The sequence below is a fragment of the Pseudoalteromonas luteoviolacea H33-S genome, from assembly GCF_001625695.1.
Lineage (GTDB): Bacteria > Pseudomonadota > Gammaproteobacteria > Enterobacterales > Alteromonadaceae > Pseudoalteromonas > Pseudoalteromonas luteoviolacea_B.
Genome location: NZ_AUXY01000060.1, coordinates 40726 through 67329 on the forward strand (window position 1 = coordinate 40726; position 26604 = coordinate 67329).

The following is a 26604-nucleotide window of genomic DNA, read 5'->3' on the forward strand; positions in this document are numbered from 1 at the left end:
CTTTCTCACGGTTTATGAATATATGAATCAGGTAGATTTTTTAAATCATCAAGGTGTGTTTTAACCCATTCAATGGTGCGCTCAAGTCCATTTTCGAGTGATACTTGGTCTTGCCAATTAAGTTGCTCACGCAACTTGGTTGCATCTAATAAGTATGCTGCATCTTTTCCTAGGCGATCTTCAGTTACTTGGCATACTTGCTCAAATGGGACTTGTAGCATGTCACAAATCAACTCAACGAGTGCACGGATAGAAATGGTGCGCTCGGTTGAAATATGATAGATATCACCGAGCTGCCCTTGCTGAGCAATTGAGTGAGTCGCTGCTGATACATCGTCGATGTGAATAAATGAGCGGGTAGAATGGCCACCACCATGCAATGGTAATGTTTTGCCCAGTAGCGCAAATAAAATGGTGCGAGGAATAATGCGATATAGTTGCTGTCCTTCACCATACACATTCGCTGCTCGTGTGTATAACACCGGGAATTTATGCACATCAAAGAAGGTATGTAAGCTCATATCTGCAGCTGCTCTGGAGACAGCATAAGGTGTACTGGGATTGTAATTGCGATGCTCTGGAACTAACCCTTCGCAACTACCGTATACCTCAGGTGTTGAGATATGAATGTACTTGTCTAGATGATCAATATGTCTCAGGCGGTTGTGTAATTGTACGGTGGACACACAGTTAGTCATAAACCAGTGCTCTGGGTAATCCCAGCTTTGTCCAACCATGCTTTGTGCAGCAAAGTTGTAAACGTGTTTTACCTTGTGTTTTTCAACCAAAGCAATGATTTCATCGAGGTGATGATTTAAATCAAGCTGATGAAAATCAAGGTTATTTTTTTGTTCAACCCAACGGTAAGGGAGCAGGGCATTATGTGGCTCTTTTGAGCGACTGGCAGCAATGACAGGCTGCTCTTTTTTAAGCATATGTGCACAAAAAGAAGCGCCTGAAAAAGAATTGCTACCAAGTACTAAAATAGGAGAATCAGACATCTTTAAGTTCCTGATAAAGTGCTTTCATAAGTATGTGCCCGATGATCACTTGGGTATCTTCAGATATTTGCATATCTTGTACATCAAAATGAAAAGCCTGATCGAGCATGGGCTTGGCTGTACCGCCTTTAAAGCCTAATATCCCGACCGTGGTCATACCGAGTGCTTGTGCTTGGGCAATGGCGTTTATGATGTTTTCCGAATTACCACTGCCAGATAACACTAACAGTACATCGTGCTTGTTTGCTTTGACTTTGAGCTGGTGGCTAAAAATATTTTGATAGCCAATGTCATTGCCCAGACAAGTTAAAATTGAACTGTTTGCAGCGAGCGCTTCTACTTTTAGAGCGTTGCCTTTTGGGTGGATACCAAAAGTAAAGTCATTAGCAAGGTGAATGGCGTTTGCAGCTGAACCGCCATTTCCGCAGATAAATAAGGTGCCGTTGTGCGCTTTCATATCGAGCAAGGTGTCTACGAGCTGAGCGACTTGTTTGCCGTCCAGTTGAGTGAGTACCTGACTTAATGTCGTTGTATAGTCCGCTGTAATGGACTCTGCTGGATGTGCTATTTGCAGCTCAGAAACTGCACCTTGTTTGTTGCTCATAATACTTCTCGTTGCATCCACTTTAGGTTGTAGAAACGGTCTTGATCTTCAAGTTGGCCATTTTCAAATGCATCTATTATCTCGCTAATAGCGGTACTGACATTTTTCTTTGGCGCAAAGCCAGTCGCCAATAACTTATCTGAATTTATTCTATAGCAGCGCGGGTCGTTAGACGGTGTGACTTCAATCTCACAATCAACTTTGCTTTGTACCATTTTTGCTATATCCATGATCGAGATATTCTCAAATCCAGCATTAAATATGCCAGAAGTCTTTTCTGGATTTTCAAGCATATAGATGTAAAGATCGGTAATATCATCGATATGAATATTTGGGCGTACTTGCGCACCACCAAACACAGTGATTTTTTTATTTTTAAGCGCTTGCATCGTCAACATATTGACAGAAACGTCTAAACGCATACGATCTGATAGACCACATACGGTTGCAGGTCTGACAATTTGCACGGCCATGTCATCTGCGTAGCTCAGTAATACACGCTCAGCAACCATTTTAGTTTTGTTGTATTCAGAGATTGGTTCTAATGAGAGCTCTTCAGTGACATGCTCTTCATCTTTAACACCGTATACACTGCCTGATGACGCATAGATAAATTGCTTAATTCCAGACTTTTTAGCTTTGTCTGCTAGTTGCATTGTAGCTAATGCACTGACTTCCCATGTGAGTTTAGGGTTGAGATCTCCACAGGGGTCATTAGCAATAGAAGCCAAATGAATAATGCTATCAATACCGTTTAAATCAATACTGTCTGTGTCCCTTACATCCCCTTTTATCACGGAAAGGTTTTGGTGTGCAGGTAAAAAATTGCCAAACCATTGCGTGTCTAAAGCGACTACTTTATAGCCCTTATCTAGAAGCTTAGGTACGAGTACGGTGCCTTTGTAACCTGTTGCACCGGTGACTAAAATTGTTTTGTCTGTCATATTTCCTCTACTTTAAATTACGGTCTATTCGGCAATTGCATAGAGGACGATTTCATTGCAAAAATCGCCGTGTGAATGTAAGTAAAATTGATAATCACTGTGGAGTTGTTCAATTAACTCCGCAATCTGCCATAGATGTTCAGGTTCGTGATAGACTGAAATTGCTAAATTGGGCTTATACTGCCTAATGATGTCACTAGCACCTTTAAGTGCTTCTATTTCAGCCCCTTCTACATCCATCTTGATGTAATTTGGGGCAAGTCCAAAACAGATATCGTCTATTTTTGCAACTTGCAAGCTATTACATTCTGATGTGGTGTCTTCGATAATTTTGCTTTGGTCGCCACATGAACTAAAGCCTAACCGGGTGTTTTTAGACCATACGCCCGCAGGTTGTGTGAACACGCGTGGGTATTGAGTATCTGTACCTCTTAAGCGGCTTTGCAGTTTGTCATAGTTCTTTGGATCTGGTTCAAAGCAGACAATACTATCAAATTCTATATTGTATTTTTTTGTAATATTTACAGCAAGTTGCAGTGTGTCACCATTAAACGCGCCACAATCAATCATTTTAAGAGGAGATTTAATTAAGCCTTTACTCATTAATTCTTTAGGGAAATATTGTGTTTCCCAGTCATTCTTGAGATAGGTTGTGTGGCTTGGCTTTTGTCTAAAAGCTCTAATTCTCGCAAGGCAGTCTTTGCTCTGAGCATTGGCGAGCTTGGCATTTAATGCGTTTAATTGTTCGGCGTACTGAATTTCGCTTTGCTGCAGTATTTGCTTATGAGCTTCATCATAAAAGTGGTTGAAAATATGACTGAACTCGGACATGACCTCATTAAGGTCGTAACAGTTTTGAAAGCCCTTTTCAATCATTTGTGCTTTTACAACATGGCTTAAGCACGAAAGCGAAATAAGCACAGGGTGCTCGCTTGGTGAGACTTCATCAGGCTTAAAAATAGGGACCCCTTTGTAATCTTTTTCATTTGAGTACAAATCAATGAAAAATAAAACTTTATCTCCCTGTTTAGACATAGCGTCGAAAACAGCTTTACCATTTCCTCCGGCGCCATAAATAATGTATTCCATTGGTTCCCCTAAACAGATTTCTGATTTACATGTTTATTTATATCGGTAAGCGCAGGCTTTTCCTTTAATTGTTTTTTTAGCTCAGGGTAGGAAAAGTCGAGGCTATTACCAAAATGTGCATAAATTGCTTTGATTGCGCTGTAATCATCAGGTTCATCTAAAGTCAGTCGCCAATGCTCCAATGATTCACCTTCCGCGAATGAGAAAGTGGCAATCGAGCTAAACTTAGCCATGCCCAGTGTGACATGTTCTCTGTCCGCTTTGCTTGTTGCAAGCTGGTGGGTCTTTTTTAAAAGTTGATATGAAAACGCTGTGCAATCTAGGCCTCTAGGGTAGCCACTGTGCGGTCCTAAATTGACGACATCAAATTGAGAACGCTGATGCTTTTCAATGACTTGCCTCGTTAAAAGAGGATCAATTAGCGGGCAGTCACTGGTAAGGCGTACGATAGTAGTATCATCTATCGCACCATATTGTGCCGCAGCTTCGTAATATCGAGACAACACATCTTCAGTACTACCTTGGTAATATTTTATTTTTTGCTCTTTACATAGCTCAACAATGGGCGCTTCAGAACCATCATTGGTGGTTGCAATAATGATATGCTCTTTAAATTCTGCAAGTCTGTCTAACATGACCTGTAGTACAGTAGAATTACACAGAGGGAGCAATACTTTGCCCGGTAATCGAGTTGAGGTCATTCTAGCTTGAATGATGATCTGAACGTTTTCCATCGAAGTCGTTGTTATCATTATAATTGCGTTCAATATAGCAAATCATTACACTCAAATACAGAATAAAAAATTGATTGTGTGCGTTGAGTTTATTGGCGTTGGGCGCTTTTTGTACCATTGTTAATTGTCGGCGTGATATTTGCTACGCAATTTGTATTATATGCCTAAAAAAAGAAGAGAGCATTGTGAATTTTAAATCTCAATTTAAGATATCAGGCAGGGAAGTTGGTCATGACTCACCTTGCTACATCATTGCTGAAATGTCGGCTAATCACGGCCAGTCACTAAGTAAAGCAAAGGAATTAGTACACGCTGCTAAAGAGGCGGGAGCAGATGCTATAAAGTTGCAAACTTATACTGCAGACACCCTAACTATGGATTGTAAGCTTCCGCATTTTGAAGCTACCGGGCCCTGGAAAGGACAGTATCTCCATGACTTGTATAAAGGCGCTTATATGCCTTGGGATTTCCACGCGGAGCTGTTCGAGCTTTCAGCCAAGATAGGGTTGACGTGCTTTTCATCGCCATTTGATAAATCGGCTGTGGATTTATTGCAGCAGTTTGATGCACCAGCTTATAAAATAGCATCTCCAGAGCTAATAGATCATCAACTGATCAAAGATGTAGCCGCCACAAAAAAACCTATGATCATGTCAACGGGCGGCGCTACGCTTAACGAGATTGCACAAGCTGTCAAAGTTGCTGAGGATGCAGGTGTACAAGCGCTTGCATTGATGAAGTGCACAAGCACTTACCCAGCACCGGCTGAATCAATAAATTTGAGAACTATTCCACATATGCGTGACGCATTTGGATGTCCAGTAGGGTTGTCCGATCATACCTTAGGCAATGATGTGCCTTTGGCGTCTGTGGCGGTCGGTGCCTGCATGATTGAAAAGCATTTTGTTTTGGATAAATCAGATAATACTGCAGATAGCTTTTTTTCAATGACGCCGGATGAGTTAAAAGCGCTAGTGCATGGTGTGCGTCAAATTGAAAAGGCGATGGGCACGGTGCACTATCCAAGTGAAGCGTCAAAAGCTCGTCGTTGTGTTTATATTATTAAAGATATTAAGGCAAATGAAGTCCTGACCGCAGCGCATTTAAGGCAAATGCGTCCCGGAGGTGGTGAGATCATGCCCCAAGAGTTACCTAGGCTTATTGGTCGCCGTGTTAATAAAACGCTTGTTTGCGGCACGCAGTTAAGCTGGGAGGACTTACAATAATGATTTCTAAAGAGACGTTACTTGAATATATTCAGCAATTTTTGGAAGAGCGCGGGGTATTACTCGATGCATCTTCACTTGAGAGTTATAACTTCATTGCTGAAGGTGAGTTGGATTCATTTGAAATTTTAACACTGACGATGGGAATTGAGGCGCACTTTTCTGTCGCTGTCGCCCCTGAATTACTGTTAGATGAAAAAAATGCCATAGTGGGCAATCTTGTGAATGCTCTGATGGAAAGTATATGATTGCATTTCGTGTAGATACACAATGTGGAATGGGCCATTTTATGCGAATGAAATGGCTTGCAGTCGAGTTAGAAAAGCGCAACGAACCCACCATTTTTTTTATCGATCAAAGTGATGCATTAGCGCACTTTACAAACGAACTAGATGCTGAGCTTGTTATTGTCCCTCAAACTGGCCGCTGCCAAGATGATGCAAGTTTTTGTTTAACCTATCTAAAGTCACATAAGTACGAGATTAAATGGTTTGTTGTTGATGGTTATACGTTTGATGAGAGCTGGGAAGCAGAAATAAAAGCGCATGGCATAAAGCTGCTGGCTGTGGATGACTTGGCTCGACAACATATATCTGATGCGGTGCTTGATATGAAGTGGGTCGGTAGCGTGACATCAGAGCGGTATGATGGCTTAGTGTCCGCTGAGACAGATAAGCTACTTGGGCCAGAGTTTGCCATATTATCTCCAGAGTATCATTTAGCTGCGACGACTTCGCTGTCACGTACAAATCGTATTACTTTCTCCCTCGGCGGCGGTGGTAGTTGGCGTGCTTTGACACCCGTTATAGAGCAGCTATGCATGCAAGCCCCGGCAATTAGTGAGCTTGTTGCTATTATAGGCCCTAAAGCAACGGATATTGAAGCGCTTGAGGCCCTTTGTGAACAGTACGAGCAGTTAACACTGGCTTATGCACCAAGTAGCTTATCTGAGTACTACAGAAAAACAGGGCTGTTTGTAGGGGCTTTAGGCACGTCATTGTATGAACTGGCTGTGACAAAAACACCTGCACTGACTTTTTCACTCGCAGCTAACCAGAGCAACAACATTGAAGACTTAGAGCAACTGGGGCATTTTTATCATATTGAGGATTTGCTTAATTTTTCTGCTGATAAAATAGCCAGACTGATCCAATCGTTATTCGAGCATAGAGCAGCCATTGAGAAACAGCGCTTAAGCCCTTTGGTATCGGTCGGTGGTCAAGGTGCAAAGCGCATTGCTGATTACTTGACGAGTGGTCAGTTGTTGAGTGGTTTACCTTTGTATCAAGCGCCGCCTACACTTAAGGGCCTAGTGTCTCAATTAACAGACTCTTTGGGCGTTCGAGAAATTCAATTGTCTGATGTTAATCGCTATTTATCAGCGCGCAATCGATCAGAAAATATGTGGCGGATGACAATCACCGACTCTATCAAGTCCATTGATCATTACACTTGGTGGTTTAACAATCAACGACGCTCATTTGTATTGGAAGACAATGGATTGCCTTTAATTTATGTGTGGCATCAAGTATACCGCCACAAAGATACAGAGTACCTGTATGGAGGGTGGTTTGCGGCAAGTGATAAGGTAAACTTTGTTCATGCTCAAATGGTTTTAAAATGGCAATTAGCCTATTGTGAAGCGTTACATCCCAACGCGACTTGGGTCGCTGTGATTAATAAAGAGAATAAATTCGTTAATTTACTCAATCAAAAAGAAGGATTTATCCAGGCAGATAAGGCTTCAGATGAGTTTTTAGTTACACAAATTATATTCCCCCAAGCATCAGAGGAAGAGTTTAATTATGTCGCAAAGTTTCCAGCAAGCCGAGGCTAAGATGGGTGGGATTTACGCTATTTTTAAAGGCCATGTGAAATCGTCACCTGATAAAACAGCGGTCATTTTCAAGCATACCAGCTTAAGTTACCAAGAGTTGGACCATAAAGTATGTCTGTTAGCTTCATATTTTACTAAGATAGGCCTCAAAGCAGGACATAGGATCGCGCTATTTGCACCAAACGGAATAGAGTATCCCGTGGTATTAATGACGGCTGCGAAAATGGGGTTGGCTGTTGTGCCATTGCCAATGAGTTTGAAAGGTGCTGCCCTTGAAGTTGCTTTGAAAAAAACGCCTGTTGCAGCCGTTTTGGCTTGGCCAACCATTAGCAAAGTATTGCTTGAGAAAGACTTAATTGAGCAAGACAAGTTAATTAGCTTTGAAAAGTCAGTTGCAGACGAAGTGACATGGCAGCAAGTTTTTGACGAACAAGATAACGAGATTTTGGACCTTGCTGAAACCTCTGTAGATGGGCATGCGCCTTTTATTTTGACCATGACTTCTGGTTCTACAGGTGCACCCAAACCGATTGTATTGAGTCAGCATTGTAAAGTGCAGCGTGCGATTGAAGCGACTAAAAATTATTATGGTTTGGTTGAAAGTGACAAGGTTTTAGTGGCCACACCTTTGTACCATTCACTGGCCCAGCGAGGCGTTTTAATGCCGTTGATGTTAGGCGCAACCACTGTGATCATGGCCAAGTTTGTCCTGCAAAGCTGGCTGGATGCCATAGAAACTCACAAAATAAGCTTTTTATTTGCAGTATCTGCTCAGTTAGAAAGTTTTTTGGCTTATGAAGGCCCAAATTTTGACTTGAGCTCTTTGCGTTGTCTTGTTTCGTCTTCAGCGGTTTTAAATGCGGAGTCAAAAAAGGCGCTATTAAGTAGGTTGAACTGTGCCTTTCACGAATGCTATGGCGCATCTGAGGTCGGCGTTGTAACCGATTTTTGTGTGTCGGCTGAGCCTGATAAAAACGGCAGTGTAGGGCGGGCGCTTCCTTTTGTGGATTTGAAAATCTGTAACGATGAGCGTCAACAAGTAGCTGTTGGCGAAGTGGGCGAGATTGCTTGTAAAACACTCACTGGGTTTAGTGGTTATCACAAGATGCCTGATGCAACAGCAGCGGCTTATGACTCTGAGGGTTTTTTCTACACGGGTGATTTGGGTTATCTCGATACACATGGGTATTTATATTATGTGGGAAGAAAAAAAGAAGTGATCTCTAGCGGTGGCATTAATATTTTTCCACAAGACATTGAAGCTGTGATTAAACGTCACCCTGACATTATTGAATGTGTTGCATTTGGCGTCGCAGAACCTCAGTTAGGGGAAGTGATCCGAGTGGCTTATGAGCAGCGAGGAGATGCACTTTTAGATAAGGCGCTGAGACTAATGTGTTTGCAGGAATTAACTGATTATCAGCAACCAAGACAGTTTGTACGTTTGTATGAGATGCCAAGAAATCAAATGGGCAAAGTGCTGCGAAATGACGTTAAGTTACAAAACCAATAAATGAGTGAAGGCATCGCCTTCACTCATAGGTATTATTTGATATTTTCCCAAGTACCAGATTGATTGGAGCGTGTTGCCGCTTCAAACAATGCTAAGCCATCGCGGGCTTGTTCAAAACCAAATACGTATTCATTGGCATTGCCTTGTGCAGCTAGGTAGCTCTCTAAAGCGAGATGTATATCAGTGTAAAGATTAGCGAATGCCTCTACGAAGCCCGTCGGATGCCCTGGCTTCATTCGATTGTATCTAAATTGATTCGCGTACTGACATTGGCCTGCTCTATCAAGTATTTCTCTGCGCCCATCATTGAAGTTGAGCTCTAGCTCATCAGGGTTGAGCTGATACCAAAGTGCGCTTCCCTCGGTGCCATACACACGTACTTTTAAGCCATTTCTATGACCGATCGCTGTTTTAGACATCCACATACTACCTGTGATGTTGTTCGGGTACTTTAACAGCATTTGAACATCATCCACTAAATCAGTGTATTCAGAATGGGTAGCGAATAGGGCACTTGTTTTTTCTGGTTCTAGCTCAAGTAAATAGCTAGATAGATGATGCAAATGTACACCTAAATCAAGGCAGATTGTCGGCACTGCGTAGTCTTGTAAACGCCAAGCCTGAGGTGGAGATGCCTTTCCCGCGATTTCAGGTGGTCTTTTAAACCCTTCTTGTGGCATTTCTAAATGTATTTTTTGGATTGTGCCGAGCTTACCATGCTGTATGAGGCTTTTAAGCTCCCTAACCATGGCGTAGCCAGAGTAGTTGAATGTGACCGCAAGAAAGTGTTTTTGTGCGTCATACTTTTGAGCTAACTGCTGAATTTCATCACTGCCACAGACAAGCGACTTTTCACAAATGGTGGGAATGTTGAGCTTAAACAGTGTTTCAAGGGCTTCTATGTGATGTGGAGTGGGCGTTAACACAACTACAGCATCAATGTTATGACGTTCAGCTTTGAGCATATCTTGCCAATCATCATAAACGCGATTAGGGTCAATACCCCATTGTTGTGCCGTAAGTTCATTTTGCTTTTTATCTCGGCTAAACGCGCCAGTGACGACTTGGAATCTGTTATCTAGTTGAGCAGCAGAAAAGTGTACATATCCTACAGCTGAGTTGGCGCCGCCCCCAATAAATGCAAGTTTTAAACAGCGTTTTGACATGATTTTCCCTATTTTTCCACGTTTCTCAATTCTGTTAGTGTTTCAACAAGTGTTGCAACAATATAATCTTGCTCTTGTTGTGTCAGCTCAGGAAAGAGAGGCAATGTAACTGCGCTGTGATAATACGCTTCTGCATTTGGGCAATGCCCTTGTTCAAACCCTTGTTGTCTGTAGTATGGCTGCAAGTAAATCGGGATATAGTGAACATGACAGAAGATATTTTTAGCTCTCAACTTTGTCACAATTTGCCTATGTAATTGTGGGGATGAATTGGCGACTCGCACGACATACAAATGATACGCACTGTAAACGTCATCGCTTTGTGTGAGCGGGTTGATCTCATCATATTTGGTGAACAGTGCATCGTAGTATGATGCAAGTTCATTTCGTTTGTTGACAAACTGATTTAACTGGTCAAGTTGTGACATACCAAGTGCGGCATGTATATCTGTCATTCGGTAATTAAATCCCAGTGCTTGCTGCTCGTAATACCAAGGACCATCTGAGTCTTGCTCTAATAGTTCAGGCGCAGCTGTGATACCATGGCTTCTATAAAGTTTCAATTTTTCATCTAGTTCTTTGCAGTTGGTTAGTGCCATACCGCCTTCAGCTGAGGTGACAATTTTGACTGGATGAAAACTAAAAATACAAATGTCTGAGTATTGGCAATTACCTATTGGGTCGCTTTTGTATTGCCCGCCAATAGCATGAGAAGCATCTTCAATGATCTTAAAATTATATTCGATACTGAGTTTGTGCAATGCGTCCATGTCACAGGGTTGGCCTGCAAAATGCACCGGAATGACGACTTTAGGGAGGGCGTTATTTTCTCTTGCGGTGATTAATTTGGACTCAAGTGCATGAACGCACATATTGCCCGTGTTTGAGTCAATGTCGACAAAGTCAATTTTGGCACCGCAATATAGCGCGCAGTTTGCTGAGGCTACAAAAGAATTGGGCGATGTCCATACAATATCATTATGCCCAACATTTAGAGCAAGGCAGGCGATATGCAGTGCCGAAGTGGCACTATTAACCGCAGTGGCATAATATGCATGGCAGTATCGGCTAACAGATGATTCGAATTCGGGCACTTTGGGCCCTTGAGTCAACCAGGGGGAATTTAACACCTCTATGACAGCATCAATGTCAGACTGAGAGATTGCTTGTTTACCGTATGGGATCATAACAGAGCCTGTTTGTTGAACTCAGCTATTTCTTCAACGGATAGATAGTCAGTATTTGAAAGTGAGTTGTATTCAAACCCCGGCTGAACGGCTTTCCCTTTTTCATCAAGTGCATTAACGTCAAAATTATTTGTACGGCTACTAAACTTGATACCAGGCGCGATGACAAAATGGTCATCAAATTCAAACGTGTCAAAAGATAAGTCTTCAGGACACATTACTTCGTGAAGCTTTTCACCTGGCCTAATCCCTATAACTTTTTGTTTTAGACCCGGGGCCATGGCAGTCGCTAAGTCAGTAATTTTGATTGATGGTATTTTAGGAACAAAGATTTCACCGCCCAACATGCGCTCAAAGTTTGTAAGAACAAAATCAACGCCCTGTTGTAAACTTATCCAAAATCGCGTCATGTCTGGGTGAGTAATAGGGATGTGGTCTTGTTGTTCATCAATAAACTTTTGAAATACCGGTACAACAGAGCCCCTTGAGCAAACCACATTTCCGTACCTTACGACAGAAAACATGGTTTTGTGGCCGCCTGCGATATTATTTGCTGCAACGAAGAGTTTGTCAGAGGCAAGTTTAGTTGCGCCATACAAATTGATTGGGTTGGCTGCTTTGTCAGTTGACAGTGCAATGACTTTACTGACATTACAGTCTAGCGCAGCTTCAATAACGTTTTCTGCGCCATTGATGTTTGTTTTAATACACTCCATGGGATTATATTCAGCAGCAGGTACTTGTTTAAGTGCGGCAGCATGGATCACGTAATCGACCCCCTGCATCGCTCTGCGTAGTCTATCCCTATCACGCACATCGCCAATAAAATATCGCATGCATGGCGCATTAAATGTTTGTTGCATCTCAAACTGTTTTAGCTCGTCCCGTGAAAAAACGATAATCTTTTTAGGGCGATACCTTTCAAGCAGAGTTTTAACGTATTTCTTGCCGAAGGAGCCAGTTCCGCCAGTAATCAAGATTGTTTTGTTATTAAACATATTTTACCCATCTAAAGGTGCAATCATTTCTTTACACTGTAGAAGAAAGTATTAGGTAAAGATTGTGCCCCTGCATCCTAAAAAAAGTGATTACTCAATACTTTATATCACTTCTTCGAATTTTGCAGTATTTAACACGAGCAGGATTGTGATTTTTAAACGATAGATGACTTTTTGCACTAATAGGCGTAAGATTATAGTGTCAGTATTGCGGAGGAAGGTGGCATGTTACAGATCAATTCACCGAGTAACTCTTTCTTTAACAGAACAGAGCAAACGAATAATAAATTAAATCAACAGTTAGCGACGGGTAAAAAAGTAAACTCGGCGGCAGATGATGCTGCAGCACTGCAAATAATTAATCGTTTAACTTCTCAGCAAGAAGGATATGGGCAATCTATTCGTAATGCTTATGATGGTATCTCTTATTCTCAAACTGCTGACTCAGCTTTATCTGGTGTTAATGATGCCGTAAGCCGAATTAGAGAGCTATCTATTCAGGCTGGCAGTGGGGCTTTAACGGATAGTGACAGACAAGCTTTACAAGATGAGGTATCACAGCTGCAAACCCAGATCACAGAGACATTTGAAAATACCACTTTTGGCGGTGACCCTCTCTTTGATGGTGAGCAGGCAAGCTTCCAAGTTGGACCGGATGCAAATACCACGCAAAGCTTTACGCCAACAGACGGTACTGTTGCTGCGGGTATTTTAAGTGTAGATATTTCTACTCAAGCAGGGGCTCAAGCTGCAATAACTGCTGCAGATCAAGTTGCAAAAGATGTCAACTCGCAACGCTCTCAACTAGGTGCATTTGAAAATACTTTGGATAGTACAATACGCGGTTTAGGTAATCAGAGTGACCGTATTGCAGAGAGCCAAAGCAGAATAGCTGATACTGACTTTGCACAAGCATCAGCTGAAAGAGCTGCAAACGATATTCTATCTCAAACATCGATTGCGTTGAGAGGACAAGCTAATCAATCTGCATCTTCGGTACTTAACTTACTTTAGTAACAATTAATACTATTGTATTGATTCAAAACATACTCAGTGGCATTTATTTGGCGTTTACGTCAATAATTTGCCACTTAGGTATTGCATCCCTTAGATACTCCCTTACAATCATACTCATAGACTTATAAAAATTTTTGGATCCAGTCCAAATGATACTGATCATCGATAAAAACAATAATCGCGCTTCTGGACTTGCAGCTGCGTTGTCATTTTGCGGACAACCAGCAATTGTAGTTACTGAGTCGGAATTTAGTCCAGAGCTGGTAAAAAAGTATCAAGAATGTAAGGTTGTCCTTGGCGCACTCGATGGATTGGATCATGAACGCCACATAAAGAGCCTTCCTGCTCACCCTTTTATTTTAGTTGGCGAAACACTTAGACCTTTATTATCTCTGGCTAACGTGATTGGGTTAATTACTGAACCATTTAGTCATGATGTGACTATGCAGCTATTACACGACTGCCAACAGTACTTGAGTCTGCTACCGGGGCAAATCGAACAAGGGCGTGATGCTAAGTCATTTGATGGACTTGTTGGTGATACTGAAGCGGTAAAAGAAGTGAGATTTTTAATCTCTCAAGTTGCACAAACTGATGCCAATGTCTTGATCTTAGGTGAATCTGGAACCGGTAAGGAAGTTGTAGCTAGAAATGTACACTTACTTTCTAACCGTTCTGATGGTCCTTTTGTGCCTGTAAACTGTGGTGCTATTCCCGGAGAGTTACTGGAAAGTGAACTATTTGGCCATGAGAAAGGGGCGTTTACTGGTGCCATTTCTGCTCGTAAAGGGCGCTTCGAATTAGCTCAAAATGGTACGTTATTCCTAGATGAAATTGGCGATATGCCACTGCAAATGCAAGTCAAGTTACTGCGCGTTTTGCAAGAACGAAGCTATGAAAGAGTAGGCGGTACTAAGCCAATTCAAGCCAATGTTCGCGTCATAGCTGCGACACACCGAAACCTCGAAGACATGATAGAAGAGGGTAAATTCAGAGAAGACTTGTTTTATCGTCTAAATGTTTTCCCTATTGAGAACCCTTCTCTTAGCCAGCGTGTTGATGATATTCCGCTGCTATTGAAGGAGCTTCTTCGTCGAGTAACTGAGCAAGGCAATAAAGGGGTTAAGTTCACCGATAGAGCCATTGAAAGCTTAAAGTCTCATGCCTGGCCAGGTAACATTCGAGAGTTGGCTAATTTGGTGGAGCGTATGGCGATTATGTTTCCTGACAAATTGGTTGATGTCACTGATCTACCAATTAAGTATCGTTATATTGAAGTGGAAGCCTTTGAGCCCGAATACCCAGAAGAGCTTATGGAAAGAGATGCATTCAATGATTTATTTAGTGAAGGCTTTAGTGATTTTGAAGAGGAAGAAGATATTGTGACGCCAGAGCAGTCTATGCTCGGTTTACTGCCAGATGAAGGGATCGAATTAAAAGACTACTTAGCTGATTTGGAGGTTAGTCTTATCACTCAAGCTTTAGAGCGATATGATTATGTCGTGGCTCGTGCTGCTGAAATACTCGGTGTAAGACGAACGACACTTGTCGAAAAAATGAAAAAGTACAATCTCAATCGAGATTAAGGCTGTACTAAATAGGCTATTTTCTTAGCTGTTTAGCTAAGTCTAAAGTTTCAATTAGGCTGATTAACGGCTGCTTCCTATGGCAGTCGTTATCATGGTCATTGACCATACCACAAGCTTGCATATGTGCGTAGACTGTCGTGGGTCCCAAAAATTTAAACCCTCTTTTTTTTAAATCCTTGGCAAATTTTTCGCTTATTTCACTTGTAGTGGGGTAGTCATCTTTGCTTTTAATATCATTGATGATTGGGGTAAAGTCCACAAATGCCCATTGGTATTTAGCAAAGCTGCCAAAAGCTGACTGAACTTCGATAAAACGTTGCGCATTGTTTATGGTGGCCAATATCTTGGCTTTATTACGAACAATTCCTTTATTGTCCATAAGTATATCTACATCTTGATCTGACATGCTTGCGACTTTCTGAACATCAAACTCTTTAAAGGCGGCTCTGTAATTTTCACGTTTTTTTAAGATGGTATACCAGCTTAGTCCAGCTTGTGCTGACTCCAGGGTAATAAACTCAAATAATTTGCGATCATCCCAAATAGGTACTCCCCATTCTTGATCATGATAAGTAACATAATCTGGTTTGCTCTCATCAAGCCATAAGCATCTTTTACACATTTCAGTTCTCTGGTGAGGGTGTAATATAAGTATTTATCTTACATTAAGTACTTTTAATCAAGATATAGTGAGATTGATTTGAACGTGAAGTGAGCACTTTGAAAGTATCTCAAAAAGTGTGCTCTGGGTGCGCTAGCAATGATAGTGTCAAAGTTTTGTCCTGCCCATTTTTCATTTAACTACTTGTTATTTATATCAAATAAATTTGGCACGCGATTTGCTTTTATCATGTCAGGAAGATTCATGAGAGTAGTGTCATGGCGTTAGCGAAAGTGATAAATCCACAATTTGTGCCAGAAAATCAATATAACCCTTGCTTGTTGCAAGAAGCATATATTGGTGAGCTGAGCGACTTGCGGCAACAAGCAAGCTGGTTGGGCCATTTGGTCGATACTATGCCAGCCGGCGTTGTTGTATTGGATGGTCAAGGTATGATTGCCAAAGCAAACCAAATTGCCAAAGATATGTTAGGTGAGCCACTAGAAGGTGAGAAATGGTTTAACATCATTCAACGCTCTTTTAGTCCACAGCAGGATGATGGGCATGAAGTCTCATTGCGTGATGGCCGCTTAATTAAGCTAGAGATATCAGCACTGACACCAGAGCCTGGTCAATTGATCTTAATGACAGATCTGACAGAAACTCGCCGCCTTCAAGCTAGAGTGGCCCATATGCAGCGTTTGAGTGCGCTTGGTAAAATGGTGGCATCGCTTGCGCATCAAGTCCGTACACCACTTTCTGCTGCGATGTTATATGGCGCAAACTTGGTAAGTGAAAACTTACCGACCAAGTCACGTGAAAAATTCCATAATAAGCTCATGTCTAGATTGAAAGACCTTGAAAATCAGGTCAATGATATGCTGTTGTTTGCTAAAAGTGGTGAGCAGCAGGTTATCGAACAAGTATCGATGCAGCAGTTACTCAATGAGGTTAAGGCGGGCTCTGATGCAATGTTGTCATTACATCATGCCAAATTAGACGTCATATTACCTGATCCAGATATTGAGATTATTGGTAATAAAACTGCATTGGCAAGTGCTATCCAAAATCTGATCCATAACAGTGTTCAAGTCATTGGCTCGGGCGCCGAAATTACGGTCAGTGCTGTGAAAGATCAAGATGAGCATGTTCGTATAGCTGTGTGTGACAATGGGCCAGGTGTTGATATGAGTTTGGCAGATAAACTCTTTGAACCATTTTTTACTACGAAATCACAAGGTACTGGGCTGGGGTTAGCTGTTGTTAGTTCAGTTGCCAATTCGCATAAGGGGCGCGTTGAAGTAAACAACGAGCCAAACGGAGGAGCATGCTTCAGTATGCTATTACCCATATCTCAACATACTCAACTTCAGGAGGTTGTATGAGCAATAAAATTCTAGTCGTTGAAGATGACGCAGGTTTACGAGAAGCATTATTGGACACATTAGAGCTTGCTGGCATTGATTGTGTTGAGGCTGATAGCGCAGAGCAAGCTATGGTATTACTCAAACAGCAGGGCTTCTCGCTGGTGGTAAGCGATGTTCAAATGGGACAAATGAGCGGTATTGATTTGCTTAAAAGCATTAAGCTGAATTATCCAAATCTACCTGTTTTGATGATGACGGCGTACGCAACGATTGATGACGCTGTAGAAGCCATGCGACTTGGTGCAATTGATTATATGGCGAAGCCATTTGCACCAGAAGTATTGTTGAATATGGTAAGCCGTTATATGCCTGAAAAGGAGAAAGAAACGGATGGCCCTATTGTCGCTGATCCAAAAAGTCTTCAGTTATTAAGTCTTGCCAAAAAAGTGGCGCTGTCAGATGCCAGTGTGATGGTATTGGGTCCAAGTGGCTCGGGTAAAGAAGTACTAGCTCGTTATATTCATGACAGTTCTGAGCGTAATAGTGAGCCTTTTGTCGCCATTAACTGTGCGGCGATCCCTGAAAATATGCTTGAGGCAACACTATTTGGCTATGAAAAAGGCGCATTCACAGGTGCAATTCAGGCTTGTCCTGGTAAGTTCGAGCAAGCACAAAAAGGGACCATCTTACTCGATGAAATTACTGAGATGGACTTAGGCTTGCAGGCAAAGCTTTTACGTGTTTTGCAAGAGCGTGAAGTAGAGAGGTTAGGTGGCAGAAAAACCATCGAATTGGATGTCAGAGTTTTGGCGACCAGCAACCGAGATTTGAAAGATGCTGTTGCTGAAGGCAAATTTCGAGAAGATTTGTATTATAGATTAAATGTTTTTCCGCTGACTTGGTTACCTTTGAAAGAGAGAGCTGCAGACATTGTACCTTTAGCTGTGCACTTGATTGAAAGACATTGTCAAAAGTCGAATCAATTGGCTCCTAAGTTGACCGTAGCTGCGCAGCAAAAATTATTACAGCATGCTTGGCCTGGCAATGTGAGGGAGCTGGATAATGTGGTTCAACGCGCATTGATCCTACAGCAGGGGGAGCAAGTCACTGATGCTGATATTTTCATTGAAAATTTAGCACCAGTGGAACTATCGACTGAACAGGTTTTGGTTTCCCGACCCGTTGAGCTTGATGCTTCACCGTATAATGCTTACCCAAACATGGAATCTGAAACACCTAGCTCTAGTGATAACATGAGTTACAAAGAAGAACTTCAGGACAAAGAGCATCAAATTATATTAGACACGCTTACTCGCTGTAATGGTAAACGAAAAGATGTTGCTGAGATACTTGGGATCAGTCCAAGAACGCTCAGATATAAATTGGCCAAAATGCGGGATTTAGGCCTACCAGTCCCTGCTTAATTCTTTATAAAGCAACCAGTTAAAACCTGGTTGCTTTTTCACCCGTCAAAAAACCGACCTCACAATTACAACTTTAACACATTGATTTTAAACAATTAAAAGTTGGCATGTATCATGCTTTAAACCTTGTAAGAGAATTTACAGGGTGAGCAACATGAAAATTCAAAATACCAGTTTATATCAAGAGATGCAGTCAATGGCATCTCAAGCAGGCCGTATCGAGCCTCAAGTGAAGCAACCCATGGATGCGACAGCGGCGACATCAAGCGCGCAGTTTGGTGATATTTTGAAAGGCGCGTTAAATAACGTCGCTGATTTGCAAAGAGATGCAAAAGCGAAAGTCACTGCCGTGGAAATGGGTGACCGAAGTGTTTCCTTAGCAGAAGCAATGATCGCAAAAAACAAATCATCAGTGGCCTTTGAAGCAACCGTTCAAGTTCGTAACAAACTTGTCGAAGCTTACAAAGACATTATGAGCATGCCTGTGTAATTAATGAGATGATTGGAGAGTAACTGTGGCTACAAATCAAACGACAGATCTAGCACTTTCAGACGGCCCTGCAGGGGCTGTTGCTGAAGGCGCAGACACCCAACAAGAGCAAAAGTCTGGTTATTTTAGTGCTTTAAGTGGCGTTGATATGCTACGTCAAGTTACGCTCGTAATCGCCTTAGCAATTTGTTTGGCAATCGCCATCTTCATTATTATTTGGGCTCGCCAACCTGATATGCGCCCACTTGGTCAGTACCCAACTGATGAGCTAGTCCAAACACTCGATTTTCTAGATGCGCAAAAAATTGAGTATGAACTAGATGGCAATACCATCATGGTTGCTGAAACAGATTATCAAAATATCAAACTTAAAATGGCGCGGGATGGCTTTACACAATCGCCAACCTCTGGCACTGATATTTTGATGCAAGATATGGGTTTTGGCGTCAGTCAGCGTCTTGAGAGAGAAAGGCTGAAGCATAGCCGTGAGCAGCAGTTAGCGCGCACAATTGAAGAATTACAAGATATTAATCGTGCTAAAGTGCTACTCGCCATACCTAAAGAGAATGTATTTGCTCGTCGTGAGAAAAAGCCTTCCGCAACTGTGGTGTTAACAATGAAGCGTGGTCGCACGCTCGATGGAGAAGAAGTTGACTCTATTGTTGATATTGTAGCCTCGGCTGTTCAGGGTCTTGAACCTTCTCGTGTAACCGTGACAGATCAAAATGGTCGTTTGTTAAATTCTGGTTCGCAAGATTCATTGGCGGCACGTTCTCGTAAAGAATATGAAATAGAACGCAAACGTGAGTCAGAGTACTTATCAAAAATTGACAGTATCATGATCCCAGTGGTTGGCTTGGGCAATTTTACTGCACAAGTTGATTTGACCATGGACTTTAGCGCAGTTGAAGAAACACATAAACGCTTCAACCCAGATTTACCAGCAGTGCGCAGTGAAACAACATTTGAAGAGAATAACATTGGTGGGATCACCGCCGGTATTCCTGGCGCATTAACTAACCAGCCACCAATGGACTCAAATATTCCAGAAGTCGCTGGGCCGGGCGGTAGCGGTAAAGGCACGACTCCTAGCCGCTCTCAAAGAGAAGCAACACGAAACTATGAGCTGGACACCACGATTTCTCACAAGCGTCAACAAACAGGTGTTATTCGTCGGATCAGTGTGTCAGTTGCGGTTGACTATGTCGCTAAAGCCGATGCTGAGGGCAATGTGTCCATGGTGCCTCGCGCACAAGAAGAATTGAATAACATACGTCGCTTACTACAAGGTGGTGTTGGTTTTGATATGCAACGCGGCGATGCATTAGAAGTGGTTACAGTGCCGTTTGTGCGCGAAGATATTTTAGAAGCTTCAGAGCTACCTCTTTGGGAGCAAGAGTGGTTTATGAAGGTTGCACGTTTAGCTGCTGGTGCTTTAGTTATCATTGTATTGATAATGGCGGTAGTTCGCCCTATGCTGAAAAGACTTATTTACCCAGACGATACACTTGAGGACTACGATGAGGATGCACTTACTGCAGGTGTAGACTTAGGAGATAGTACTTTAGATATGCTAAGTAACGACTTTGATGAATCAGCTGTTGGCTTCTCCTCGGATGGTACATTACAATTGCCAGACTTACATGGAGATGAAGATCTATTGAAAGCGGTTCGAGCATTGGTAGCAAATGAGCCTGAGCTTTCTTCACAAGTGGTCAAAGCGTGGTTAACTGAAGATGAGTGATGAAGAACAAAAACAACTGCCCCCTACATTTGATGTAGAAAAGTTAGATGGCGTCGATAAAGCCGCCATCTTACTGCTCAGTTTAACAGAAGAAGATGCGGCGCAAATTTTAAAACATTTAGAACCCAAGCAAGTACAGAAAGTGGGTATGGCGATGGCGGCAATTGATGATTTGTCACAATCCAAAATTAGTGCCGTACATAATTTGTTTATTGAACAAATTCAGAGTTTTAGTACTATTGGTTTCCAGTCAGAAGACTTCATTAAAAAAGCCCTGACGGCAGCGTTAGGTGAAGACAAAGCTGCAAGTTTAATAGACCAAATTGTTATGGGGTCTGGTGCGAAGGGGTTAGATTCATTGAAGTGGATGGACTCAAAGCAGGTTGCCAACATTATCCGCAATGAGCACCCGCAGATCCAAACAATTGTATTGTCTTATCTAGAGCCTGAACAATCTGCTGAGATACTTTCACAGTTTACTGAGAAAGTGCGGTTAGACTTAACAATGCGTATTGCAAACCTTGAAGAAGTTCAGCCAGCAGCACTGCAAGAGCTTAACGAAATCATGGAAAAACAATTCGCAGGTCAAGCGGGTGCACAAGCCGCGAAAATGGGTGGCTTGAAAGCTGCTGCTGACATCATGAACTACCTAGATACCAATGTTGAAGGTCAGTTAATGGACTCAATTCGTGAACATGACGAAGAGATGTCACAGCAAATTCAAGACTTGATGTTCGTATTTGAAAACTTGATGGACGTAGAAGACCGAGGTATTCAAGCAATACTGAGGGAAGTACAGCAAGATGTCTTGATGAAAGCCATTAAAGGCGCAGATGATTCATTGAAAGATAAGATTCTAAGCAATATGTCTAAGCGTGCCGCTGAAATGATGGCCGATGATCTAGAGGCAATGCCACCTGTGAGGATCAGTGAAGTAGAAGCCGCACAAAAAGAAATATTGGCAACAGCTAGACGTTTAGCTGACTCAGGAGAGATCATGCTTGGCGGTGGTGGCGGTGAGGAGTTCCTGTAAAGTATGTCTGATCCTAAATTTCACCGTGGACGCCCTGTACATGGAGAGGCCGTTGATGCGTTACTCGATCATTTAGAGGAGTGGCCGATACCGGATGTCAAAGAGGACCTAAGTGGGTTGAGCGGTCGTTCAACCGCAATGGGTACTCCGCTTGAAGAGTTGTATACCAAGACCGAACGTAATACAGAGCCTGAAGCTGTTGAGCCTGAAATCCCAACTTTGACATTGGAGGAGCTTGAGCAGATCCGTCAAGATGCATATGACGAGGGGTTAAAACAAGGCCATGAGCAAGGTTATATTGAAGGGTTTGAAAAGGGCGCTAAAGAGGGCAATGAAGCTGGTCAGAAGGAAGGGTTAGAGATAGGTAAGCAACAAGGCCTTGAAGATGCAAAGCCCTTGGTGGAAGAAAGACTGCAAACATTAACACAGTTAATTGAAAAAGTTCATGATCCGCTTAAGCAAGTTGATGATGCTTGCGAGAAGCAATTAATTGAACTCGTCAGTTTATTGACACAACAAATTACTTTCCACGAGATAAAGTCAAATCCTGAATTGATCCTCCAAGCTTTGAAAAAAGGTCTGGATGCGTTACCCATTGGCGAGGTGCAACTTAAAATCCATCTGCACCCTGATGACCTTTCATTAGTTGAAGAAGCCTATGGGGCAGATATGATCCACAAGCAACAATGGCAGTTGATTCCCGAGCCTACCTTTGAACGTGGCGGTTGTGAAATTAAATCACTGATCTCTTCCATCGATTTAACGGTAAAAACTCGTTTGACTGAAATATTGGAGAAGTTTTTGCATGACAGTGGTATCTAAAAATTATTGCGCCATGTTAAATGTCAGAGCTAGAACCTCAAAATCAATCGTTTGCACAACGTATTAATAAATACCAAAAACATATACATCCATTTGGTGTTGCCGTCGCAGGAAGCCTAACACGTGTTGTTGGGCTAACTCTCGAAGCTAAGGGGCTTAATGCAGCCGTTGGTAGTCAGTGTAAAATAGAAACGATAAATGGTTTCATTGATGCTGAGGTGATTGGTTTCAATAATGACGTCCTCTATCTTATGCCAAATGACCGTATATCAGGTGTCTTGCCTGGCGCACGAGTTATCCCTCAAGTAAAAGAAGCTGGATTGCCTGTCGGCATGGGTCTACTAGGTCGTGTAGTTGACGGCTTGGGGCGGCCATTAGACGGATTAGGTGCAATACAGGCAGAAACGAGACTCAAGTTCGCTCAGGCTCCCATCAACCCATTAGCCAGGCGTCCAATCAAAGAGCCAATGGATGTTGGTGTAAGGGCAATTAACTCAATTATTACTGTAGGGCAAGGCCAACGAATGGGCTTGTTTGCAGGTAGTGGTGTTGGTAAATCAGTATTATTGGGCATGATGACGCGAGGCAGTGAAGCCGATGTGATTGTCGTTGGCCTAGTCGGTGAGCGTGGGCGAGAAGTAAAAGAATTCATTGATGAGATCCTAGGTACTGAAGGGCGTCGTCGCTCTGTGGTGGTTGCAGCCCCTGCCGATGCTTCACCTTTAATGCGATTAAAAGGCTGCGAAAGTGCAGTCACAATTGCGGAATACTTTAGAGATCAAGGTCTAAATGTATTATTACTGCTTGACTCAGTAACACGTTATGCGATGGCTCAGCGTGAAATTGCGCTTGCAGTCGGAGAGCCACCGGCAACCAAAGGTTATCCCCCTTCTGTATTTGCTAAATTACCGGCTTTAGTTGAAAGGGCTGGTAATGGCGGTGAAGGTCAGGGGTCAATCACCGCATTTTTTACTGTTCTCAGTGAAGGGGATGATATGCAAGACCCCATTGCGGATTCTGCACGAGCTATATTGGATGGTCACATCGTATTATCGAGAGAATTGGCCGATAGTGGCCACTATCCTGCGATTGATATTGAAAAGTCTATTAGCCGTGTGATGCCGCAAGTTGTTTCAGACACACATATGCAGCAGGCAAGGATCCTTAAGCAAGTATATTCAATGTATCAGCAAAACAAAGACATGATCACATTAGGTGCTTATCAAAAAGGCAGTGATCCTATGCTTGATCAAGCTATTGCAATGATACCAAGCGTAAATGGCTTCTTGCAGCAGGGTATGAAAGATGTGCTTAACTACGATGAGTGCTTACAAGGCTTATCACAATTATTAGGACAAGGCTAATGGCGGCTGACAAATTATCTCTATTACACAAGCTGGAAACTGATAAAGAAGATACGCTACGGATTAACTTCATTCAGGCTGAAAATAGCTTGAATGATAATCAGCAAAAGTTGAAAGGCTTGAATGACTTTCGTTTGGAGTATACCCAACAATTGCATACAAAGGCACAGCAAGGTCTGAGCAGTAGCGGGTTTACTCAATACCACAGCTTCATCAATAAAATTGAAGAGGCAATTAAGCAGCAAGCAAATACAGTTGCAACGGCAAAGCGTGTTGTTGAGCAGCGCAGGAAGCTGTGGTTAGCACAGCAGTCGAAAGTAAAAGCCATTGCAAAACTCATTGAGAAGAAACTACTTGAAAAACAGCGGATCCAAGCAAAAGCAGAACAAAAAATGCTAGATGAATTCGCAACAAATATGTTTATGAGAAATAAACTGCTCAATTAGTGGCTTAAAAATTGCATTTTTTAACAAAATTGGTATTTGAAGTAGGCAAGCGGTCTTAGGTTGCCACATAAAAAGGTGAGAGTATGGCTAATGTTTCGCTAGATGTAGGTATGAACAATTCAGTTTCACCTCAACATAGACAAGCAGATGAAAGGTCAACAGAACAAGGGTTCATGGCCGTTTGGGCGCAAGCAAATGAGCAGGAAGAGGCTAAAAGTACAGCGTTAGCGTCAGAAGCAAAAGCTGAAGTAGAGCGCAGACAATCTGCATCACAGAGTGAAAAAGGGGAAGGTGAACCTGTTAAGGTACAAACAGGACCCGATGAGCCGTTAAAATTAGACGATTCACACTTACCTAAGACAGGCCCAGATATCATATTGCAAGTAGAGAGAGCAGGTGACATTGATACGCAGCCAAAGAGTGCAGGACAAACTCCTGATAGCTTATTATCGCAAATAACGGCTTCTAACAATCAGAAAACCGATGTGGAACATCATTTAGCCCCAATACCGAAAGCGATGCGAGATCATGCAGGCAAAGTTGAAGTGTTACCAGATAACCCTGGAACAAACAAAGGGAAAAAAGGACCTATTGACCTAATAGGACCCATAGTAACGCAAGGGGAAAAAGCGGAAACCGGTACCGATGCCCTTGCAGACAATAAATCAGCATCGTCATTTCGTTCTGACAAACTTCTAAGTGCGGATATTCCTCAGCAGCAAAGCCAACAGACAGGATCGGAACGTTTTAAAGCCATTGATCCTGGGCTTCGTTATTCTGAGGGCCCAGTTGGTGATCCTAGTAACGTGCAAGATGATGTAAAAAAGGCTACTAATAACCCTCAGTCCCAAAAAGATATCATTACAGGTAAGGAAATTTTTAATGGTGAAGTAAAGTCGCGTGAATGGTTCTTACATAATAAAAATGCTACTTCTGACAAGTCAGAAGTTCAGAAACAAATACAACCTGATGTAGCAATTAAAGCTGTAAAGACAGATTCAGTTGATGCAAAAGCTTCAACAGAACCTAAAGTGCAAACAGAATTAAAGACTGCTGTAAACGATGCAACAAAGTCAGTAGAAAGTGAACTAAATAGTGAGGCTTCATATTTGGCTTCGCAGATTAGAAAAGCTGTTACTCAGGAGCCGCAAGTGACTCAACCAAAAGGGACTGTTCAGGCGCAAAGTATTGACGAAACTAGTTCTAAAACTGATCTAACAGCCAAGGCATCAACTGATGAACTAAAAGCAAAGCCTGCAATTGAGGTTGCGACACAGGGAAATGAAAAAGGTTCTCCAAACATCAAAGTACTTTCAGAGTTAAAGTCTATGGTTGAGCAACTCTCCCCCCAAGAGAAAAAGCAATTGGAGAGTGCCCTAAATGAGAAGTTAAGCAGTGATAAAATGGCTGACCCTCAGGTAAAACGCCTTGAAAGTACATTATATACATTGGTAACAGGTAAACCTGCACCTGATGTAAATCCAAAGCAGGCAAAAGATACTTCGAATAATGAGCACGCAGCTGATAAGTTAAGTGACAGTAAGGTTAAATTTAGTAATGCAGCGGTTGAACTGCCCTCTCAGCAGATTGATAAGCCTGAAATGAGTTACAATTCTACGAAAATAATATCAATTAAAGAGGGCGTTGTAGCTGAACCAACAAAACAAAACGTTGATGTTGCTTTAAGTGAAGAAGCCCCTGAAATGGCTACCGAGTCAGATGGTGAGCAATCACAAAATAACAGCAGCAACCAACGTCAAACTGCCAGTGCCAATGTCGAAAATATTTTTAAAGCGATCCGTACTTTAGGTTCAGAGCAAATTCAAAGTAAAGAAGAGTTTGAGAACGTGATCCAACAGGTTGAACAATCTCGCCAGAGTCAGCAAGTCGTTCAACAACAAAGTGCCGCTCAGGTGAAAACGCCTCAAGAGCAGGGGATCATGCAAACACTTAACCTTGCACGAAATGATGCAGCAAAAATGATGCAAGAAAAAGTGAATATGATGATCAATTTAAACAATCAAGAAGCAGAGATTAGATTAGACCCTGCTGAATTGGGTAGTATGCAAATTCGTATTCGCTCTGATGCTGAACAGGCGCAGATAAACTTTGTCGTGCAAAATCAGCAAGCAAAAGAATTACTTGAAGAGTCAATGCCTAAACTGAAAGAGATGTTAGAGGAGCAGGGGATCCAATTAGGCGACAGCAGCATCGAGCAGCAATCAGAAGGTAACAGTGGCGATGGAGATAATGAGCAGAATGCTCAAGGAAAACTTGCTAATGAGAGCAGCGAGGCGCAAAATAATAAAGAACAATCAGTGACTAGCAGAAAACAAAGTGATTCAGCAATAGATTACTATGCTTAACAACTGCTATTATTAAAAAAGATTATTTAGTTATAGAAGCGC

The 26604-nt window shown here is 42.2% G+C and carries 24 protein-coding genes; 15 read left to right on the forward strand and 9 right to left on the reverse strand.

The genetic code is table 11. The features are described from left to right. Positions 1–5 precede the first annotated feature (5 nt). Genes N477_RS07845 through N477_RS07865 form a run of 5 tightly spaced genes read right to left on the reverse strand, consistent with a single transcriptional unit; the run spans position 6 to position 4390 of the window. Positions 6–1001, reverse strand: coding sequence for a GDP-mannose 4,6-dehydratase (locus tag N477_RS07845; RefSeq protein WP_063363425.1), 996 nt, complete (start codon positions 999–1001; stop codon positions 6–8). Further along, on the reverse strand, positions 994–1605 hold the full coding sequence (locus N477_RS07850; RefSeq protein WP_063363424.1) for an SIS domain-containing protein: 612 nt from the start codon (positions 1603–1605) through the stop codon (positions 994–996). The genes N477_RS07845 and N477_RS07850 overlap by 8 nt, the downstream gene beginning before the upstream one ends. Then, complete coding sequence (locus N477_RS07855) at positions 1602–2549, reverse strand: NAD-dependent epimerase/dehydratase family protein (RefSeq protein ID WP_063363423.1); 948 nt, start codon at positions 2547–2549, stop codon at positions 1602–1604. Before N477_RS07855 ends, N477_RS07850 begins: the two co-directional genes overlap by 4 nt. Positions 2550–2573: 24 nt before the next feature. Beyond that, the gene (locus N477_RS07860) at positions 2574–3638 is read right to left on the reverse strand and encodes an FkbM family methyltransferase (protein ID WP_063363422.1); all 1065 of its coding nucleotides are present in this window, start codon (positions 3636–3638) and stop codon (positions 2574–2576) included. Positions 3639–3646: 8 nt separating this feature from the next. Beyond that, on the reverse strand, positions 3647–4390 hold the full coding sequence (locus N477_RS07865; protein ID WP_231098149.1) for a cytidylyltransferase domain-containing protein: 744 nt from the start codon (positions 4388–4390) through the stop codon (positions 3647–3649). A 167-nt stretch (positions 4391–4557) separates the two neighbouring features. Between N477_RS07865 and pseI the strand changes: the two genes are divergently transcribed. The 4 genes from pseI to N477_RS07885 are packed head-to-tail and all read left to right on the forward strand — an operon-like array spanning position 4558 to position 8948. Beyond that, on the forward strand, positions 4558–5598 hold the full coding sequence (gene pseI / locus N477_RS07870; RefSeq protein ID WP_063363420.1) for a pseudaminic acid synthase: 1041 nt from the start codon (positions 4558–4560) through the stop codon (positions 5596–5598). Then, positions 5598–5846: a hypothetical protein gene (locus N477_RS07875; RefSeq protein WP_231098148.1), complete on the forward strand. Its 249-nt coding sequence runs from the start codon at positions 5598–5600 to the stop codon at positions 5844–5846. Before pseI ends, N477_RS07875 begins: the two co-directional genes overlap by 1 nt. Next, a complete protein-coding gene (gene pseG / locus N477_RS07880) occupies positions 5843–7435 on the forward strand; it encodes a UDP-2,4-diacetamido-2,4,6-trideoxy-beta-L-altropyranose hydrolase (RefSeq protein WP_063363419.1) in 1593 nt (530 codons plus the stop codon). Before N477_RS07875 ends, pseG begins: the two co-directional genes overlap by 4 nt. Beyond that, complete coding sequence (locus tag N477_RS07885; RefSeq protein ID WP_231098147.1) at positions 7404–8948, forward strand: class I adenylate-forming enzyme family protein; 1545 nt, start codon at positions 7404–7406, stop codon at positions 8946–8948. The genes pseG and N477_RS07885 overlap by 32 nt, the downstream gene beginning before the upstream one ends. A gap of 32 nt (positions 8949–8980) precedes the next feature. On the opposite strand, the gene N477_RS07890 is transcribed toward N477_RS07885, so the two are convergent. From N477_RS07890 to pseB, 3 genes are read right to left on the reverse strand one after another with little or no spacing between them, the layout of a single operon-like run. Further along, positions 8981–10114 carry a Gfo/Idh/MocA family protein gene (locus N477_RS07890; RefSeq protein ID WP_063363418.1) on the reverse strand — a complete coding sequence of 378 codons (1134 nt, stop codon included), beginning with the start codon at positions 10112–10114 and terminating at the stop codon, positions 8981–8983. Between the two features lie 8 nt (positions 10115–10122). Continuing rightward, complete coding sequence (pseC, locus tag N477_RS07895) at positions 10123–11301, reverse strand: UDP-4-amino-4,6-dideoxy-N-acetyl-beta-L-altrosamine transaminase (protein WP_063363417.1); 1179 nt, start codon at positions 11299–11301, stop codon at positions 10123–10125. Continuing rightward, positions 11298–12299, reverse strand: a complete 1002-nt coding sequence (gene pseB / locus N477_RS07900; protein ID WP_063363416.1) for a UDP-N-acetylglucosamine 4,6-dehydratase (inverting) — start codon at positions 12297–12299, stop codon at positions 11298–11300. The genes pseC and pseB overlap by 4 nt, the downstream gene beginning before the upstream one ends. 225 nt (positions 12300–12524) lie before the next feature. Between pseB and N477_RS07905 the strand changes: the two genes are divergently transcribed. Both N477_RS07905 and N477_RS07910 read left to right on the forward strand, forming a co-directional pair. Continuing rightward, the gene (locus tag N477_RS07905) at positions 12525–13313 is read left to right on the forward strand and encodes a flagellin (protein ID WP_063363415.1); all 789 of its coding nucleotides are present in this window, start codon (positions 12525–12527) and stop codon (positions 13311–13313) included. A 152-nt stretch (positions 13314–13465) separates the two neighbouring features. Next, the gene (locus tag N477_RS07910; protein WP_063363414.1) at positions 13466–14902 is read left to right on the forward strand and encodes a sigma-54 dependent transcriptional regulator; all 1437 of its coding nucleotides are present in this window, start codon (positions 13466–13468) and stop codon (positions 14900–14902) included. Between the two features lie 16 nt (positions 14903–14918). Here the strand turns inward: N477_RS07910 and N477_RS07915 are convergent, their stop codons facing one another. Beyond that, on the reverse strand, positions 14919–15527 hold the full coding sequence (locus N477_RS07915; RefSeq protein WP_063363413.1) for a DNA-3-methyladenine glycosylase I: 609 nt from the start codon (positions 15525–15527) through the stop codon (positions 14919–14921). Positions 15528–15784: 257 nt separating this feature from the next. On the opposite strand from N477_RS07915, the gene N477_RS07920 reads away from it, so the two are divergent. The 9 genes from N477_RS07920 (at position 15785) to N477_RS07960 (ending at position 26562) form a co-directional block, all read left to right on the forward strand. Continuing rightward, positions 15785–16891 (forward strand): sensor histidine kinase, encoded by a 1107-nt coding sequence (locus tag N477_RS07920; protein ID WP_063363412.1) that lies wholly within the window; start codon positions 15785–15787, stop codon positions 16889–16891. After that, positions 16888–18297 carry a sigma-54-dependent transcriptional regulator gene (locus N477_RS07925; RefSeq protein ID WP_063363411.1) on the forward strand — a complete coding sequence of 470 codons (1410 nt, stop codon included), beginning with the start codon at positions 16888–16890 and terminating at the stop codon, positions 18295–18297. The genes N477_RS07920 and N477_RS07925 overlap by 4 nt, the downstream gene beginning before the upstream one ends. A gap of 154 nt (positions 18298–18451) precedes the next feature. Further along, positions 18452–18787, forward strand: a complete 336-nt coding sequence (gene fliE / locus N477_RS07930) for a flagellar hook-basal body complex protein FliE (RefSeq protein ID WP_063363410.1) — start codon at positions 18452–18454, stop codon at positions 18785–18787. Positions 18788–18812: 25 nt separating this feature from the next. Beyond that, positions 18813–20531 (forward strand): flagellar basal-body MS-ring/collar protein FliF, encoded by a 1719-nt coding sequence (gene fliF / locus N477_RS07935; protein ID WP_063363409.1) that lies wholly within the window; start codon positions 18813–18815, stop codon positions 20529–20531. After that, positions 20524–21564: a flagellar motor switch protein FliG gene (gene fliG, locus N477_RS07940; protein ID WP_023401801.1), complete on the forward strand. Its 1041-nt coding sequence runs from the start codon at positions 20524–20526 to the stop codon at positions 21562–21564. The genes fliF and fliG overlap by 8 nt, the downstream gene beginning before the upstream one ends. Positions 21565–21567: 3 nt before the next feature. Then, positions 21568–22386 carry a flagellar assembly protein FliH gene (gene fliH, locus N477_RS07945; RefSeq protein WP_063363408.1) on the forward strand — a complete coding sequence of 273 codons (819 nt, stop codon included), beginning with the start codon at positions 21568–21570 and terminating at the stop codon, positions 22384–22386. Between the two features lie 20 nt (positions 22387–22406). Continuing rightward, on the forward strand, positions 22407–23750 hold the full coding sequence (fliI, locus tag N477_RS07950; protein ID WP_063363407.1) for a flagellar protein export ATPase FliI: 1344 nt from the start codon (positions 22407–22409) through the stop codon (positions 23748–23750). Next, the gene (fliJ, locus tag N477_RS07955; protein ID WP_063363406.1) at positions 23750–24196 is read left to right on the forward strand and encodes a flagellar export protein FliJ; all 447 of its coding nucleotides are present in this window, start codon (positions 23750–23752) and stop codon (positions 24194–24196) included. The genes fliI and fliJ overlap by 1 nt, the downstream gene beginning before the upstream one ends. A gap of 83 nt (positions 24197–24279) precedes the next feature. Continuing rightward, positions 24280–26562, forward strand: coding sequence for a flagellar hook-length control protein FliK (locus N477_RS07960; protein WP_063363405.1), 2283 nt, complete (start codon positions 24280–24282; stop codon positions 26560–26562). The last annotated feature ends 42 nt before the right edge of the window (positions 26563–26604 follow it).

What these genes read in the sequence shown, in the direction of transcription:
- N477_RS07875 (WP_231098148.1), top strand. Translation starts at nt 5,598, where the DNA reads ATGATTTCTAAAGAGACGTTACTTGAATATATTCAGCAATTTTTGGAA.
- fliH (WP_063363408.1), top strand. Translation starts at nt 21,568, where the DNA reads ATGTCTGATCCTAAATTTCACCGTGGACGCCCTGTACATGGAGAGGCC.
- N477_RS07915 (WP_063363413.1), bottom strand. Translation starts at nt 15,527, where the DNA reads ATGTGTAAAAGATGCTTATGGCTTGATGAGAGCAAACCAGATTATGTT.
- N477_RS07850 (WP_063363424.1), bottom strand. Translation starts at nt 1,605, where the DNA reads ATGAGCAACAAACAAGGTGCAGTTTCTGAGCTGCAAATAGCACATCCA.
- N477_RS07845 (WP_063363425.1), bottom strand. Translation starts at nt 1,001, where the DNA reads ATGTCTGATTCTCCTATTTTAGTACTTGGTAGCAATTCTTTTTCAGGC.
- N477_RS07925 (WP_063363411.1), top strand. Translation starts at nt 16,888, where the DNA reads ATGAGCAATAAAATTCTAGTCGTTGAAGATGACGCAGGTTTACGAGAA.
- fliI (WP_063363407.1), top strand. Translation starts at nt 22,407, where the DNA reads ATGTCAGAGCTAGAACCTCAAAATCAATCGTTTGCACAACGTATTAAT.
- N477_RS07885 (WP_231098147.1), top strand. Translation starts at nt 7,404, where the DNA reads ATGTCGCAAAGTTTCCAGCAAGCCGAGGCTAAGATGGGTGGGATTTAC.
- N477_RS07860 (WP_063363422.1), bottom strand. Translation starts at nt 3,638, where the DNA reads ATGGAATACATTATTTATGGCGCCGGAGGAAATGGTAAAGCTGTTTTC.
- fliJ (WP_063363406.1), top strand. Translation starts at nt 23,750, where the DNA reads ATGGCGGCTGACAAATTATCTCTATTACACAAGCTGGAAACTGATAAA.
- pseB (WP_063363416.1), bottom strand. Translation starts at nt 12,299, where the DNA reads ATGTTTAATAACAAAACAATCTTGATTACTGGCGGAACTGGCTCCTTC.
- pseC (WP_063363417.1), bottom strand. Translation starts at nt 11,301, where the DNA reads ATGATCCCATACGGTAAACAAGCAATCTCTCAGTCTGACATTGATGCT.
- N477_RS07910 (WP_063363414.1), top strand. Translation starts at nt 13,466, where the DNA reads ATGATACTGATCATCGATAAAAACAATAATCGCGCTTCTGGACTTGCA.
- N477_RS07865 (WP_231098149.1), bottom strand. Translation starts at nt 4,390, where the DNA reads ATGATAACAACGACTTCGATGGAAAACGTTCAGATCATCATTCAAGCT.
- N477_RS07890 (WP_063363418.1), bottom strand. Translation starts at nt 10,114, where the DNA reads ATGTCAAAACGCTGTTTAAAACTTGCATTTATTGGGGGCGGCGCCAAC.
- N477_RS07960 (WP_063363405.1), top strand. Translation starts at nt 24,280, where the DNA reads ATGGCTAATGTTTCGCTAGATGTAGGTATGAACAATTCAGTTTCACCT.
- pseG (WP_063363419.1), top strand. Translation starts at nt 5,843, where the DNA reads ATGATTGCATTTCGTGTAGATACACAATGTGGAATGGGCCATTTTATG.
- N477_RS07855 (WP_063363423.1), bottom strand. Translation starts at nt 2,549, where the DNA reads ATGACAGACAAAACAATTTTAGTCACCGGTGCAACAGGTTACAAAGGC.
- fliG (WP_023401801.1), top strand. Translation starts at nt 20,524, where the DNA reads ATGAGTGATGAAGAACAAAAACAACTGCCCCCTACATTTGATGTAGAA.
- N477_RS07920 (WP_063363412.1), top strand. Translation starts at nt 15,785, where the DNA reads ATGGCGTTAGCGAAAGTGATAAATCCACAATTTGTGCCAGAAAATCAA.
- fliE (WP_063363410.1), top strand. Translation starts at nt 18,452, where the DNA reads ATGAAAATTCAAAATACCAGTTTATATCAAGAGATGCAGTCAATGGCA.
- N477_RS07905 (WP_063363415.1), top strand. Translation starts at nt 12,525, where the DNA reads ATGTTACAGATCAATTCACCGAGTAACTCTTTCTTTAACAGAACAGAG.